At 32.9% G+C, this 15,906-nt stretch carries 12 protein-coding genes; 10 read left to right on the top strand and 2 right to left on the bottom strand.

The window, feature by feature from the left end:
* Nucleotides 1-32 precede the first annotated feature (32 nt).
* From IJE64_RS00350 to IJE64_RS00395, 10 genes are read left to right on the top strand one after another with little or no spacing between them, the layout of a single operon-like run.
* A complete protein-coding gene (locus IJE64_RS00350) occupies nt 33-626 on the top strand; it encodes a DUF366 family protein (protein WP_292780400.1) in 594 nt (197 codons plus the stop codon).
* Nucleotides 623-1,138 carry a 6-pyruvoyl tetrahydropterin synthase family protein gene (locus IJE64_RS00355; protein ID WP_292780402.1) on the top strand — a complete coding sequence of 172 codons (516 nt, stop codon included), beginning with the start codon at nt 623-625 and terminating at the stop codon, nt 1,136-1,138. Before IJE64_RS00350 ends, IJE64_RS00355 begins: the two co-directional genes overlap by 4 nt.
* On the top strand, nt 1,138-1,836 hold the full coding sequence (locus IJE64_RS00360) for a 7-carboxy-7-deazaguanine synthase QueE (RefSeq protein WP_342764981.1): 699 nt from the start codon (nt 1,138-1,140) through the stop codon (nt 1,834-1,836). Before IJE64_RS00355 ends, IJE64_RS00360 begins: the two co-directional genes overlap by 1 nt.
* Before the next feature lie 59 nt (nt 1,837-1,895).
* Nucleotides 1,896-2,831, top strand: coding sequence for a CBS domain-containing protein (locus IJE64_RS00365; RefSeq protein ID WP_292780406.1), 936 nt, complete (start codon nt 1,896-1,898; stop codon nt 2,829-2,831).
* Nucleotides 2,832-2,858: 27 nt separating this feature from the next.
* Nucleotides 2,859-3,659: a CBS domain-containing protein gene (locus IJE64_RS00370; protein ID WP_292780410.1), complete on the top strand. Its 801-nt coding sequence runs from the start codon at nt 2,859-2,861 to the stop codon at nt 3,657-3,659.
* Between the two features lie 51 nt (nt 3,660-3,710).
* The gene (gene pheA / locus IJE64_RS00375) at nt 3,711-4,520 is read left to right on the top strand and encodes a prephenate dehydratase (protein WP_292780531.1); all 810 of its coding nucleotides are present in this window, start codon (nt 3,711-3,713) and stop codon (nt 4,518-4,520) included.
* Between the two features lie 58 nt (nt 4,521-4,578).
* Nucleotides 4,579-5,316 (top strand): endoglucanase, encoded by a 738-nt coding sequence (locus IJE64_RS00380; RefSeq protein ID WP_292780412.1) that lies wholly within the window; start codon nt 4,579-4,581, stop codon nt 5,314-5,316.
* 26 nt (nt 5,317-5,342) lie between these two features.
* A complete protein-coding gene (locus IJE64_RS00385; protein ID WP_292780413.1) occupies nt 5,343-5,894 on the top strand; it encodes a PsbP-related protein in 552 nt (183 codons plus the stop codon).
* Nucleotides 5,895-5,914: 20 nt separating this feature from the next.
* Nucleotides 5,915-6,427: a flavoprotein gene (locus IJE64_RS00390; protein WP_292780535.1), complete on the top strand. Its 513-nt coding sequence runs from the start codon at nt 5,915-5,917 to the stop codon at nt 6,425-6,427.
* A 31-nt stretch (nt 6,428-6,458) separates the two neighbouring features.
* Nucleotides 6,459-7,073, top strand: a complete 615-nt coding sequence (locus IJE64_RS00395; RefSeq protein ID WP_292780415.1) for a phosphopantothenoylcysteine decarboxylase — start codon at nt 6,459-6,461, stop codon at nt 7,071-7,073.
* Between the two features lie 1,137 nt (nt 7,074-8,210).
* Here the strand turns inward: IJE64_RS00395 and IJE64_RS00400 are convergent.
* A complete protein-coding gene (locus IJE64_RS00400) occupies nt 8,211-13,319 on the bottom strand; it encodes a hypothetical protein (protein WP_292780417.1) in 5,109 nt (1,702 codons plus the stop codon).
* Nucleotides 13,320-14,461: 1,142 nt separating this feature from the next.
* On the bottom strand, nt 14,462-15,799 hold the full coding sequence (locus IJE64_RS00405) for an NCS2 family permease (protein ID WP_292780419.1): 1,338 nt from the start codon (nt 15,797-15,799) through the stop codon (nt 14,462-14,464).
* Between the last annotated feature and the right edge of the window lie 107 nt (nt 15,800-15,906).

Below are 15,906 nucleotides of genomic sequence, written 5' to 3' on the forward strand. Positions count from 1 at the left end.
ATAGTATACTTAATTTTGAATAGGTTTTTAATATGACAATCACTCATAAACATATTGATGAAATTTTTGAATATGACGGAAGTCAAATTGATCCTTCATGGGCATTTCAAGAGTTTGGAATTTACGGATCATCAATCATAACCTGGATTGGTCCGGTCAATATCTCTCCTGATAATTTAAAGGACTTTGCAGATGTGGGGCTTGAAATCAAATCAGATTACATGGTTAACTTTATTTGTGAATTTTTTGACCAGCAGCCTCCAAATATGAGGATTGCTTATTTAAGACAAAGACTTTTAGTAATGATTTTTAGAGAAATTCTGACAGAATATGGGGTTCAAACTAAGAGGGATGGAGATGACATCTTTGTTGATGGCAGAAAATTATCCATTTCAATAGCCAGTGTTTCTTTAAGCTCTGCAAAGATTCATTTTGCACTTAACCTTGAAGATAAGGGAACTCCAAATGATGTTGAAACTATTGGATTATGTGATATTAAAGTCAATGATAAACCAGTATTTGATGATAATAATTTATTGGAGTTAATTAATGAAACTGTAAAAAGATTCATAGATGAATTGGAAACAATTGAAAATGATATAAGCAAAACCAAGGTGTTAGGATGAAAATTTTAGTAAATGGTATTCAATCTAATTTAAGATTCTCTTCTGCTCATGTTATTCCTGGACATGAATCATGCGGATTTATTCATGGACATTCCTACTTTGTGGATGTTGAAATTGAAGGCGAAAGGGAAGGTGAATTCGAATTTGTAGTCGATTTTAAAGATGTTAAGGGATATACTAAGGCAATTTGCGATGAGTTGGATCACAGGCTATTGATTCCGGTCTATAATAATTTGATTGACTTTAAAGATTTTGACAAAGATAAAGATTCCATATTTGATTTAAAAAAAGAAGGTTCTGTTTATTTCAGAATCGATGGAAAGGGATATTCCATTCCCTCTGAAGATTGCGTATTTTTACCTCTTCCTTACACTTCTGCTGAAGAATTGTCTAAGTTTTTTGCAGAGACTCTAGCCAAAAAACTCTCAGAGACTTATGATAACTTAAGTTATGTTGCAGTTTGTGTTAATGAGGGAATAGGTCAAGGAGCCGAATATAGGAAAGATTTATGATGAAAGCTCCGATTATAGAAATATTTTCATCTTTTCAGGGCGAAGGTCTTCTGATAGGTGAAAGACAGATATTTGTTAGATTTGCAGGTTGCAATCTAAATTGCAATTATTGTGACACCAATGATAGTAAATCACGGGATTCAGGAAAATTGATGACTTCCAAGGAGGTCACAGAGGAAATTAATAATATTTTAACTCCTGATTGTAGGACTATTTCATTTACTGGAGGTGAACCTAGCTTATATCCTGACTTTATTTCTGAGGTTAGTAAAAACTTCGATTTAAAGATTATGCTAGAAACTAATGGGACTTTGCCAGACAATATTGATTTAATCGATAAATTAGATGTTGTTTCATTGGATATTAAATTACCTGAGCATTTTGATGATGATTTTGATGAAGAAATATTTTTAAATGAGATTAAATCACTAAATTTATTAATGGCGAAGTGCATAAATGTATATTGTAAAGTAGTTATATTGCCTTCAACAAAAATAAAGTCATTTAAAGAGGTAGTTGAAAAATTATCACAGAATATTTCAAACAAAAGCGACCTTAAAATTATTATCCAACCCTCTAGTCCTTTAACTGAATGGAAGGACATTAATTTTAGATTATTTACCTTTTCTGAAATTGTTGGGCAATATTTTGAAGTTTCCACCATTCCTCAAATCCATAAAATTTTGGATATTGAGTAATTTTGTTTTTAATATTGATTTTATTTTTTTGAAGCGTAATCGTAAACTGAGGTGTGAAAATGAAAGATAAGACATCCATTAACAGAAAATCAAATACAGGCGCAGTTGAACGCGAAACTAAAGTTCATGATAAGGAAGGGGACATCATGGCAATTGCTACCAGAGATGTAGTTTCTATTCCTCCTTCAAAAAGTATCAAAGACACTGCTAAAGTAATGATGGAACACGAATTTAGAAGATTGCCAATCGCTGATCCTGGTTCTGGTAAATTATTAGGTATCGTAACAGTAATGGATATATTAGATTTCTTTGGTGGAGGAAAAAAATTCAACATTATTGAGAAAAAATACGAAGATAATTTCTTAGCAGCTATTAACGAACCTATTAAAGAAATTATGACTCGTGATTTGATTACTTTGTCTAATAAGGCATCTATTGGCGAGACTATTCAAACCATGTTGGACCATCAATTGGGTGCTATACCTCTTGTTGATGGTGATGGAAAACTTGCAGGTATTGTAACTGAAAGGGATATTGCCCTATCACTTGCAGGAATGGCTGGCAAAGAAACTGTACAAGATTATATGAGTACTAAAGTGTTCAATACTACTCCAGGAACACCAGTTGGGGATGCATGTAAAATCATGGTAAGAAATGGTTTAAGAAGAATTCCTGTCATTGGTGGAGAAGCAGACATTTCTAAAGCGGCTAAAAAATTATTGGGTATCTTAACTTCTACTGATGTTATAAGATTCTTAAATGCAAAAGAATTATTTGATCATTTAAATTCTAATTTAGCAACTGATGTTTTAAAGACAACAATTTCAGATATCATGGTTAAAGAACCTATAACTGTTGGACCTACCATGACCATTGGGGAATTATGTGAAATTTTCGCTGATAAGAATATTGGTGGAGTGCCAGTTGTTAAAAATGATGATGTAATTGGAATTATTACTGAAAGAGACATATTAAACGCAGTTAAAAGAGTTTAAATATTAAAATAATAAGGAGATGATAATATGCAAATTAAGAATTTGATGTCTGAGGATTTAATCACTGTAGACAAAGATCAAAATCTTTCTGATGCTTTAAAATTATTGCGTAAACATAATGTTTCACGTTTACCTGTAACTAATAATAAAGAATTAGTTGGTATTATTTCAGAGAGGGATATAGCTGATAAGCTTGGTTCTTCAAAATATGAAAGCATGCCAGCATCAAGACTTCATATTTCATCTGTAATGGTTAAAGATGTATTTACAGTACCTCAAACAATGCAATTGGAAGAGGTAGCAAGATTAATGTTAGAAAATGGCATTGGGTCAGTTCCTGTCATGGATGATGATAAAATGGTGGGTATTGTTTCAAAAGCAGATTTTGTTACTCTTGCAACAGGAATTGCATTCGATAAAATTGCTGTAAAAGAAATAATGTCTAAAGGCTCGATTACAGTTTCTTCAACAGAAAGGTTAGTTCATGCAAGAAGAGTGATGCTTGAATCTCATGTTGGAAGATTGCCTGTTGTTGATGAAGAAAAACTTGTTGGAATGATTACATCTAAAGATTTGATGAGAGCCTTCATCGATTTTAGAAAAAAAGTTCCGGAAAAGTATCAAAAATCTCAAATTAAAGAGGTTTTAGTCGAAGACATAATGTCTACTAATCCAACGTTCGTGTCAAAAGAAATGTCTATTACTGAAGTGTCTGAAATAATAATGGAAACAGGATTCAATGGATTGCCTGTTGTTGAAGATGGCGATGTAATAGGTATTATTACACAAACAGATATTTTAAAACTAATTGAAAAATTAGAATCTTAAATTTAGTATAGTTTTTTACTATACTTCTTTTTTTTATTTTTAGGGGGTTTCATTATTACATATATCTCATTTTTAGGTCCCAAAGGAACATTCACTCATGAGGCAGCCAATTTGATGGGGGATGATCTGATTCCATATTGCACCATTCCTGCGGTCATGGAAAGCGTCGCAAATGATGAATGTGAATATGGGGTCGTGCCAATTGAAAATTCTATAGAAGGTCCAGTTGGAGTTACCCTGGATTCATTGGCTCATAAATTTGATTTAAATATATATGGGGAAATCATTATTCCCATTAATCAAAATTTAATTGTCAATCCGGGATGTGAGATGGAGGATATTGAAGATGTTTACTCCCATTCTCAGGCATTAGCACAATGCAGCGATTTTGTAAATTCCCATGAAATTCAACCACATTATGCTGTAAGTACTGCCAGAGCCGCTAAAGATATCATCGGCTATAGGAATAAGGCCGCTATTGGCAATAAGAAGATTGTTGAAATATATGGTTTGGAAATTCTTGAATCAAACATTCAGGATATGGACAATAATGAAACCAGATTTGTAGTGGTTTCAAAAAAAGAGCATGAAATGACTGGAAAGGATAAAACATCCATTATATTTTCTATTTTTGAAGATAAGCCAGGTCAGCTATATAAAATATTGGGAATTTTTGAAAAAAATAATATAAACTTGACTAAAATCGAGTCTCGACCATCTAAAAAGGGTTTGGGCAGATATTTGTTTTTCGTTGACTTTAATGGCCATATTGAGGATAAAACAATCCAAGATATCATAAAAGAGATTGAAGATAATACTTATTTTTTAAAAGTTTTAGGTTCGTACCCTGAATATAAGTAAACTATAAATTAATGTTTATATAGATTTATATATGTACTAATTCCATGGAGGGGTAGGCATGTCAGATGAAAGAGAAAAACTTCTACGGGTCATGAAAAATTTAGAATCTGATTATAAATCCGGAAAGATATCTGCAGAAAAGTACAGTTATTTCCGTTCTAAATATGAAGATAAGCTAAATTCAATAGATGCTAAAGCCGCCACAAAAAGAATCAGGTCTATGCAAGGCAAACCCGCTTCTAATGACGGTAAAAGAAGAAGACGTAGAAGACCTACCAAAAATAAGAGAAAAGAGGAACAAGATTTAGTTCAAAAATATATTATTAATCCTAAAAAGGATGATTCTAAATATAATAAGAAGGAAAAATCTTCAATGGATAGTGGTACATTTAAATTATTCTTAGTGTTAATATTGGTAATAGGATTTACTGCAGGCACTGCTTATGGCATTTTTAATTTAGATTTTGGATCTGTGCCGGATTCTGACGCTGTTGCAATTGTAAGTGATACAGCTTTCCCTGATATTAACGAAGATGTTACAGATAACACAACCTCCTCTAATAGCAATGCCAGCAGCCATAATACTAACAATAATAATGATGTTGAAACTACTACGGATGACTCAAATTCAGACAATCATCAAGGTTCTGGAGGTTCTGGTAGTGGTTCTGGTGGCTCTGGTAGTGGTTCTGGAGGTTCTGGTAGTGGTTCTGGTGGCTCTGGTAGTGGTTCAGGCGGTTCTAATGGCGGTTCCGGTAGTGGTTCAGGCGGATCTGGACATGGAGGAAATGGATAGTAATTTATTCCATTAGGGGTGAGATTATGAAAAATAAAATTTTAAATGCAGGTGTTATAGCTTTCATACTTTTATTATTTTTAATTTCTGCTACTTCAATGGTGAGTGCTGAAGACGATAATTCTGATTTGACTACATTGTCCATATCAAAAGGAGGCATAACTCTTTATTATCCTTCTAATTGGGGAGTTTCACAGGCAACATCTAATTATTCCATAATGGCAATCTCCAAAATTGATTCTGTGGATTCATTTGGTGTTGGTCAGGTCAATGTCCTTGTTGAAAAAAAGCAAATTGAAGGTGGCAATTTTAACAAGTTCGTTAATGATAGTTACAAATCCATGGAAAAGGATACCTCATTCCAATTGGTTTCATCTGGAAGTGTTTCTATTGATGGTAATGACGCATTAGAATACATATATGTTTCCAACGAAAATGGCGTTGAAAGGGAACACAAGGCGGTTTGGTTTGAAAAAGGAGGCCAAGCGTATGTTATAATGTATAGTGCTCCGTTGGATCAATTTGAAGATAATTTGAATGTTTTCGATTTTATTTTATCAAAAATTCAAATTACTTAATTCTTTTTTTAGGTGTTATGATGATTATTTTATGTGTTACTGGTAGTGTTGCTGCCGGTGAAGCTATTAAATTAGCCCGTGAATTTAGACGCAATGATGTTGAAGTTAAATGCTTTATGAGTGATGCTGCTTGTGAACTTATACATCCTAATTCTATGGAGTTTGCAACAGGCAATTCTGTGGTGACTGAACTCACTGGAGAAATTGAGCATGTTAAATATTCTCAGGAAGATTTAGTACTTGTTGCTCCAGCCACTGCAAATACAATCTCAAAATTTGCATATAAGATAGCGGACAATCCAATTTCCACTCTTTTAATTACTGCATATGGCCATGACACTCCAATTATTTTTGTCCCGTCAATGCATGATTCAATGTATAAGGCCATTAGCGAGAATGTTGAGAAGATTAAGAATGAGGGTTCGGCAATATTCATAAACCCTCGCATGGATGAGGGGAAAGCCAAATTCCCATCAAAAGAGGATATTGTTTTGGAATCTTTAAGAACAATTAATTTAAATAAACAGGATTGATTTTATTAAAGGCAAAAAAGTTTTAATAAGTATGGGGGGAACATTTGAACCTATTGATTCTGTGAGAGGAATTACAAATAAGTCTTCCGGAAAAATGGGTTTGGAGCTTGCAAAAGAGGCATATATTAGAGGTGCTGATTTAAAATTGGTTGTAGCTAATGTGAGTGTCGATATTCCTTCTGTTTTTGATGTGGTTCGTGTTGAAACCAGCAGTGAAATGAATGATGCAATCTTGGATTTGATATCTGAATATGATATTTTCATATCCACTGCCGCAGTGTCTGATTTTGAATTTAGGCAAAAATCTGATAAAAAGCTTGATTCTAGCAGTTCTCTTTTTTTAAATCTTAAACCGACAACCAAAATTATTCGCCAGATTAAGAAGGTTAACCCGGATATATTTCTGGTTGGCTTTAAGGCGGAGTTTAATGTTTCCCATGAGGATATTATTAATTGCGCAAGAAAGCAGATTTCAGATGCGGGCACTGATTTGGTCATTGCAAATGACGTGTCTAAAAACGGATGTCATTTTGGATCTGATAATAATGAGGTTTTAATTGTGGATGAAGATGTGATGTCTGTTCCATTGGCTTCGAAAAAGGAAGTTGCGAAAACAATCATTGATGTAATATCCAAAAAGATATAGATTAATCTACATCTACTTTAATTAATCCTATTTTTTCATCAACAAGTTACATTATTTTGATGGTAGCGTCATTTATTGGGATGCTTATTTTCATATTATTCATTTTATCAACTGGAAAATCAAAATAAAGGGGAGTTATTTTCACACCATTAGATTGTTTTTTCAAAATTTTTTAGGTCATACTAAATTGCATTGTATTTGTCTTATTTGTTATTTGCCATTGTAGTTATATTTGATTTTTTGATTGTGAATACATTTTAAATGCAATTTTGTTTTGAATATGTATGGTGAAATCCTATAATTATTTGCTTTAGGATGTATTTTATTATGCAATATTAAGCTCAAAATAGTAATACTTTTTCAAATAAAATAAGCAAATTAATCTTTTAAAATTTTTCTTGTAAAAATAGTTATTTCAATAAAATAAGTTCATGCCTTTAGGCTTTAGTTAAATGGAGTGATTAATAGAGTGAATCCACCTAAAGGACGCTTAAATGAACTTTTATTTTATTTGCATTAGCATATATAATATTTTATTTTATAGTATAAAAAGGTATCTAAGTAATACTTTTCGGCGATTTTTGTAGTAATTTTTTATATTTCTTAGAGGTGTTTTTTAGTTGATTATCACTCAAAAATTGGGTGATTTTTTTCAAAAATTTTTTTATATTGGCAATGCATTATTGCCTTTTTTGTACTGCATTTGTTTTGAAATTTGGTTAATTTTAAAAAATTTATCGTAGGTTTTCTTTTGATATTTGTTGGATTTTCCTTTAGGATTTTATATATTTCTGGTTTTGATGATTTTCATTGCAAAACTATTGGTCGATTATTCTTTTTGACAAAATTTTCATGTGTTTTTAATGGGGTGATTTTTAATGTTTTGATATTTGTTAAGGTATTCTGGGTATATATTTTTGTCTATTGGGGTATGACATTTCTTTTTGGCAGTTTCATAAAAATTTAAATCTATACGAATCTTTTGATTTTTATTTAAATTTGAAAAATTTATTTTTTTTAACAGATTCTTAAAATCCAATCTATTTTATCAAAATTATCATTAGGGATATTGCAAAATTTAAAAGATGATTGATTGCTACACTAGAAAAAAAGAAGAAGGGTAGATGCGTGTTGCACCTACTTGATTTTAATTTTAATGTTTTTGATTACTTTGCTGTAGTAACTGTTTCCGTTATATTTGATAATTGCTTTGTAAGTTCCTTTTTTAGCTAATTTGGTAATTTTAAATGTTGCTTTACCTTTGCTGTTGGTTTTAGCAGCATATGTTTTACCTTTAACTTTTAAGGTAACCTTTGCTTTTTTTATTGCTTTGTTTTTGTTGGTTTTTAATGTTACGCTGTATTTTTTGGTTTTAACTGATTTTTTGAATGATTTTGCTTTTGCAGTCAATTTTGGAGTAGCTTTTTTAACAGTTACTTTGATAGATTTGCTTGAAGCGCTGTAGTTGGCATCTCCTGCAAACTTGATTGATGCAGTATATGCTTTTGGATCTAAACTGGAGATATCAACTGAAACCTGTCCTTTGGAATTGGTTTTCAATGTTTTTGAAATCTTGCCCACTTTAACTGTCACTTTTTTGTTCGCTAAAACTCCATTGGAATCTTTAAGTGTAACGATAAGTTTTTTAGCCACATTATATGTGGCAGTTACACTTGATGCAGTTAATTGTGTTTTTGATTTGGTAACACTAATATCTTGAACAATAGTAGACATTATATGGTTTTTATCAGGAATTGCTGAAACAACCAATTTATAATCCCCAATGCTCAAACCAGAAATGGTGATGACATTATTTTCAGAAATATTAACAACTGCCTCATCATGATATGGAACAAAAGCCAAATCAATTTTGATAATACCATTAAGAATAGGATCAATAACAATGTCCTTACCATACTCAAATGCAGTTACGGGGATGATTAGTGTTGCATTTGCCTTATTTACAGTTATTTTAACAATATTGCTTACAGACTCATGGTCTCTGTCTGGAATGGTTGTGATATTTAAGCTATAATTTCCAGCATCTAAATTTGAAACAAAAATTTGATTGCCGCTGATAGCTACAAAAGCATCTGAACAATTTACAACATTCGCATTAAATCCAGTAGCTCCATTTACTGTAACTGTTGCAGTGCCAAATAATCCGTAATCAAAAACAATATCTGATGCATTGATTGTTGATTTTGCTTTAATAACAGTGCTGTTAATGCCCTGATTATCGGTTATGTTGATGCTTGGACATACAGTGAATATTTCGACCGGACCTAAATTATTGAACACATATTCAGCCACATATCCACTTATTTCTAAATTGAATTCAGCCTCAACCAAAGTGCCGTTTACATTGAAGTATACGTAATATCCTTCTTCAATTAGATTTCCATTGTCATCAGTAATAAAAGCAAATAACCTGGTTTTAACCCCATAAACGAAAGGTGTGCGGGACACGACTATTGCAGTGCATGGTGAGGTAATGTTTCCACCATAATTGTGGATTTCACTGGATTGAACGTTTATTGTGTTGTTATGCAGGTATAAAATTCCGTAATTGTTGTCAACTGTTTTTCCTTTAAGACAATCGCTTTCAAATATTGAATTGGACAATGTTAAAGTCGAATACATTGCATTGCGTATTGTGCATCCTGAATCTGCAGAACTGTCAATGAACTGGCAATTGTCAACAGTTAGATTACCTATATTCAGTATTGCTGAAATGAAATCTGTTGCGACATTACTGATGAAATCTGATTCATTAATCAAAGCATTGCCACAGGATACATATACTGCTCCAACTTCGGGTGCATTATTTCTTTCAAATTTTGATTTAATAATGGTTGCTTTGTTAGAGTAAGTAAATATTGCACCACAATCATCTAAAGCAGTATTGTTGACAAATTCAGATTCAAATATGGACAATTCTTCTCCTTCAAAAGATAGGGCACCTCCAGTAACATATGCAGTGTTATTGATGAATTTTGAATTTAACACTGTTAGTTTGCCCTCTTCAGAGTATATGGCACCACCATATTGGGAAGCGACATTATTAGTAAAATTACAATTTTCTACAGTACTTGTACCATTAAAGAAAATTGCTCCACCAAATTCCGCAATATTGTTCTTAAAGAGTATGTTTTCAATGGCTCCGGATTTAGCAGCAATTGCCCCACCATAAATAGCATTATTATCAATGAATTCTCCGTTAAATACTGCATTTTCGATGTTTTCGAAGAAATTGATTCCTGCTCCATATGAGGCTTTGTTGTTGATGAAATTGCTGTTGAATGCAATGTTTTGTGGGGTTTGTCTGTAGTTTATTGCTCCACCATGTTTAGCAGCAGTGTTGTTGATTAAGTCACATGTAAATATGCAATTGCTTGACACACCGGTGAAGGTTATTGCTCCACCGTTACCGCTGCCATCTTCGGAGCTTATTCCCCAAGCGGAGTTGTTGATGAAGGATCCTGTGAAGTTATTGCCGTTTGTGGCTCCATAGAAAACAATTGCACCTCCAGATGAATTGGCCATATTTGATTTGAATTCACTGTTGAATTTGTTATTGTTTGCTTTATTGTAGAAGAAGATTGCTCCACCTTGATTTGCATAGTTGGCTGTGAAAATTCCTTCGAATTGATTGTTTTCAGCGAGATTGCGGAAAAATATGGCTCCACCGCTGGCTTTGTTTGCCTTATTATTATTAAATTCGGCGGAAATTATGTTATTAGTTGATTTGGCTTGGAAAACTATTGCTCCACCAATTCTTTCAGCTTCATTACCTTCAAAATAACCGTTAATTATAACATTGTCAGTTTCATTGTTGAAGAATATTGCTCCACCTTGATATGCATTATTATTGATGAATGTGGAATTGATTTTACAATTAGAAGCGGAAGCATTAATATAAATTGCACCTGCTTGGAAAGCAGTGTTGCCATTGAATTCTCCGTTAAATTCTGCATTTTCGATGCTTTTGAAGAAATTGATTCCTGCTCCATATGATGCTTTGTTGTTGATGAAATTGCTGTTGAATGTAATGTTTTGTGGGGTTTGTCTGTAGTTTATTGCTCCACCATGTTTAGCAGCAGTGTTGTTGATTAAGTCACATGTAAATATGCAATTGCTTGACACACCGGTGAAGGTTATTGCTCCACCGTTACCAACACTATCTCCAGAACTTATTCCCCAAGCGGAGTTGTTGATGAAGGATCCTGTGAAGTTATTGCCGTCTGTGGCTCCATAGAAAACAATTGCACCTCCAGATGAATTAACTATATTTGATTTGAATTCACTGTTGAATTTGTTATTGTTTGCTTTATTGTAGAAGAAGATTGCTCCGCCCTGATTTGCATAGTTGGCTGTGAAGATACCTTCGAATTGATTGTTTTCAGCGAGATTGCGGAAGAATATGGCTCCACCGCTGGCTTTGTTTGCTATATTATTATTAAATTCAGCGGAAATTATGTTATTGGATGCTTTAGCTTGGAAAACTATGGCTCCTCCAATTCTTTCAGCCTCATTACCTTCAAAATAACCATTAATTATAACATTATTAGTTTCATTGTTAAAGAATATTGCTCCGCCTCGATATGCACTATTATTGATGAATTTGGAATTGATTTCACAATTGGAAACTGAAGCATTAATATAAATTGCACCACCATCTACAGTTGCAATATTCCTTATAAATTGACTTTCATTGAATCTATTGGAAATAAAAGATCTATAAGTACCTATTGCGCCTCCATTATTACCTGCGGTGTTTTTGATGAAGGAACAGTCTTCAAATACATTGGATACTATATTTCCTTTGTAGTATATTGCTCCACCATCATTGATGGCTGTGTTGTTGTCAAATGAACATTTCTCAAATGTGTTGTTTTTGGATTGACCATATCCGTTTAATGCTCCACCTTTGGATGCGGCGTTGCTAGTGAAATTAACATTAACATATGTATTATCATTATTTACATTATTGTCGGTGTTTATTGCTCCTCCGCCATTTTTAGCACTGTTTTTATAGAATGTAACATTGTTGAAACTTGTTTTGGAGGTTTCTCCATGGAAATTAATTGCTCCACCGTCTGCGCCTTTTGCTTTGTTGTTTGTAAAAGTCAAGTTTTCAAACAGACTTTCGCTGGAACTTCCACGAATATAAACTGCACCACCATTGTTGGCAGCAACATTGTCTATAAAATCAGTATTTGCAACGGCATTTTTGGTAAATTTATCATAAACATATAAAGCACCACCATTTGCTGTTGCACTATTGTTAATGAATGAATCATTATAGAATTTATTGTAATTGAAAGCCATATTGGTGTTTATTGCTCCACCATTGCTTGCAGTGTTTTTGATGAATGAACAGCTTTCAAAGATATTGTATTGTATGTTTCTTGCGTAATATATTGCTCCGCCATTATTGGTGGCTGAGTTGTCGGTAAATGAACATCCTTTGAATGAGTTGCCATGTGATTGACCATATCCGTTTAATGCTCCGCCTTTGGATGCGGTGTTGCTAGTGAAATTAACATTAACATATGCATTATTATCATTTACATTTTGATCGGTGTTTATTGCTCCTCCACCATTTTTAGCACTGTTTTTGTAGAATGTGATGTTGTTAAACCTTGTGTTTATTAGTTCCCAATGGAAATTAATTGCTCCACCGTCTGCGCCTTTTGCCTTGTTGTTTGTAAAAGTCAAGTTTTCAAACAGACTTTTGCTGGTACTGTTGAAAATATAGGCTGCACCCCCATTTTTATCAGCGGCATTGTTTGTAAATTCCGTATTTTTAATGGTACTGCTGGTAAAAGCGCCATTAACATATAATGCACCACCATTTTTAGTAGCAATATTGTTTATAAATTTACAGTTGTCAAGGACTACATTTGAAACGTCATTATTGAATATGATGGCTCCACCCAAATCAGATTTACCGTTTACAAATGTAATGTTGTTTAGAAAAATATTGCTGGAAGCATTTATGTTGAATATTCTGGATTTTTCCAAACCGTTAATTGTAAAACCATTACCATTGATAGTAATGGCATTATTTATGATTATTTCTTCATCTGTTCCATTGTAAGTATAATCATTTGTTAAATTAATCGCACCACCTTCTCCGGCAGCATTGATTTTAATCTGCAAATCCTTGAAAGTCCCGTTATCTTTCGCATTTAAAATTTCTCCGTTTGAAGATGAAATTACCTCATTTTCTCCATTTGTCAATATCTCTTCAGTATTTATATCTTTGTCTTGTGTTACTATTTCATCAACATTTATGCCAGTATCTTGTGATATTATTTCGGCAGTTGCATTGTTGTCTACTGCACTTATACCAGATAAACTGATTAAAGCAAATAAAATTATAGTAGCAATTATAAGTTTATGCTTAATAAAAATTCCTCCTATTTGTATAAAAATCTTATATTATTATATATATGTATATAAATATTTATAATTTTATAAATTATTTTTAACATAACTATGGGGGAATGTGGTATTGATTAATTGAGTAGATTGCAAAAGCTTGATATATATTGATACATATCTAAGTAATACTTTCTGGCGGTTTTTGTAGTAATTTTTTATATTTCTTAGAGGTGTTTTTTAGTTGATTATCACTTGAAAAACGGGTGGTTTTTTTTAAAAATTTTTATTATAATGACAACGCATTATCGCCTTTTTTGTACTTCCCTAGTTTTTGAATTTGGTTGATTTTAAAAAATTTATCTACTGTTTTCATCGGATATCTGGGGGATTCTAGTTTGAGAGTTTATGTATTTTGACTGGGGTTTATTTTCGGCGTAAAACTATTTGTCAGCTATTCTTCATTGTAAAATATTTTGATGTTTTTAGTCATGTGATTTTTTAAGGTGGTGATATTTATTAGGGTATTATGGGTGGTGTTTTCAGATGTTACTTGATATCATCTCTTTTTTGTGAACTCATGAAAAATTAAATTGATGTAATCTTTTTGATTCTTATTTGAAATTGAAAATCATATCTCTTTTTTATTTAGATTTGATTTATGCATTCAATTTTTTAAATAGAAGATTTTTTCTTTTTATTGTGTATGGTTGTTTTTCACAATTTTCATTAACTTTGAAAAGATTATACTTTTCATGAAAGAAATTCATTAATATAGTAATATCGCTTTAAATTTGTAAAATTGATTTTATTTCAAATAAAAACCATTTATAATTTTTAGTTTAATGTAATATTTGGTAATTTATCTTCATTGAATGAAAAAATGTAAATTATGGAAAGAGACATGCTATAAAATTATGTAATAATAGTGTAAAAGGGATTGGCCGATTGTCGAAAAAATTCTGAAGTGTTTGAGGAAATTGAATTTTTCCTCTAACAACTTAAAGTCCCAAAAATAGGGATAATGCGAACACGATAATCATTAGCCATGTAATTAGACTGAATTCTTTTGTTTTTCCGGTAGCAATGGATGCAATTGCGTAAGTGATGAATCCCCATGAGATTCCTATTGTGATGGAGTAGGATAAAATCATCATTATGGTTGTCATGAATACGGAAGATGCCATTACCATGTTGTTCCAGTCCACTTCTTTCAATTGAATGGCCATTAGTATACCTACAATTACTAATGCCGCCGCTGTAACTGATGAAGTGAATAGTGATAAGACAGTAGGGGCAAAGACAAGTGAAAGTAGGAAGAAAATGCCTATGAATATGGCTGTTAATCCGGTTCTGCCTCCAAGACCGATACCTGTTGCACTTTCTACATATGCATTTAATGTTGAAGTGCCTAAAACGGCTCCGATGATCCCGCTAAGTGCATCTGCGAGGAAGGCTCTATCAATACCATCTGCATTGCCCTCTTCATCAATGAAACCGCATTGATTTGCTAAGGGAATTAATGTTCCTGTAGTGTCAAAGAATGTAACAAACAATAATGAGAACAGGATTGTGAGCAAATTAGGGATGTTGGAGAATAACTGGCCGAATCCACTTATAAACGCGCCGACTAGGGATATATCAAAGTTAAATGAAATGAAGTGCACTGGAATGGAGGGCATTAAAGCATCTCCAGTACCAAAGCCGAATAATGTGAATATCACTCCGATAATTGAAGTTATCACTAAACCGAGGAATACTGCTGCTGGCACTTTTTTAAGGTATAATATTAAAGTAAGCATGATGCCGATAACTGCTAAAAGTGCAGGGGCGGATGAAATGTTGCCCATTCCCACTAAAGTGGAAGGGTTACCTACAATAATTCCGGCACCTTTTAAACCTACAAATGCAAGGAAAAAACCAATGCCTGCACCAATTGCTAATTTTAGGTCAAAGGGAATGGCATTAAGGATGGCTTCCCTTAAACCGGATATGGTAATCAATAAAAAGAGTATGCTTGAAACAAACACTGCTGCAAGAGCAGTTTCCCAAGTGTTGCCCATACTTATAATTATGGTATATACGAACACGGGGATTATTCCCATGCCGGGTGCAAGGCCAACGGGGTATTTTGAAATAAGTCCCATGATGATACAGGAAATCCCTGAAGCAACAGCTGTTGCAAAAAATACTCCTGTTGCCGGCATTCCTCCCTGGGAAAGCAATGCTGGGTTTACACCTAAAATATATGCCATTGCTAAAAAGGTAGTTAAACCTGCCAGAAACTCAGTTCTTAAATCTGTATTATTTTCGTCCAATTTGAAAAATTTGTTTAACATAAAAACCCCTGCACCTAAAATCAATTAGTAAAAATATTTTCACTAATATGTATTTAAATAATATCTAATAATTTTTTCTAATCTTTCAAAAAAAGGTCAGGTCATGA

The organism is Methanobrevibacter sp. (genome assembly GCF_017409525.1).
GTDB lineage: Archaea > Methanobacteriota > Methanobacteria > Methanobacteriales > Methanobacteriaceae > Methanocatella.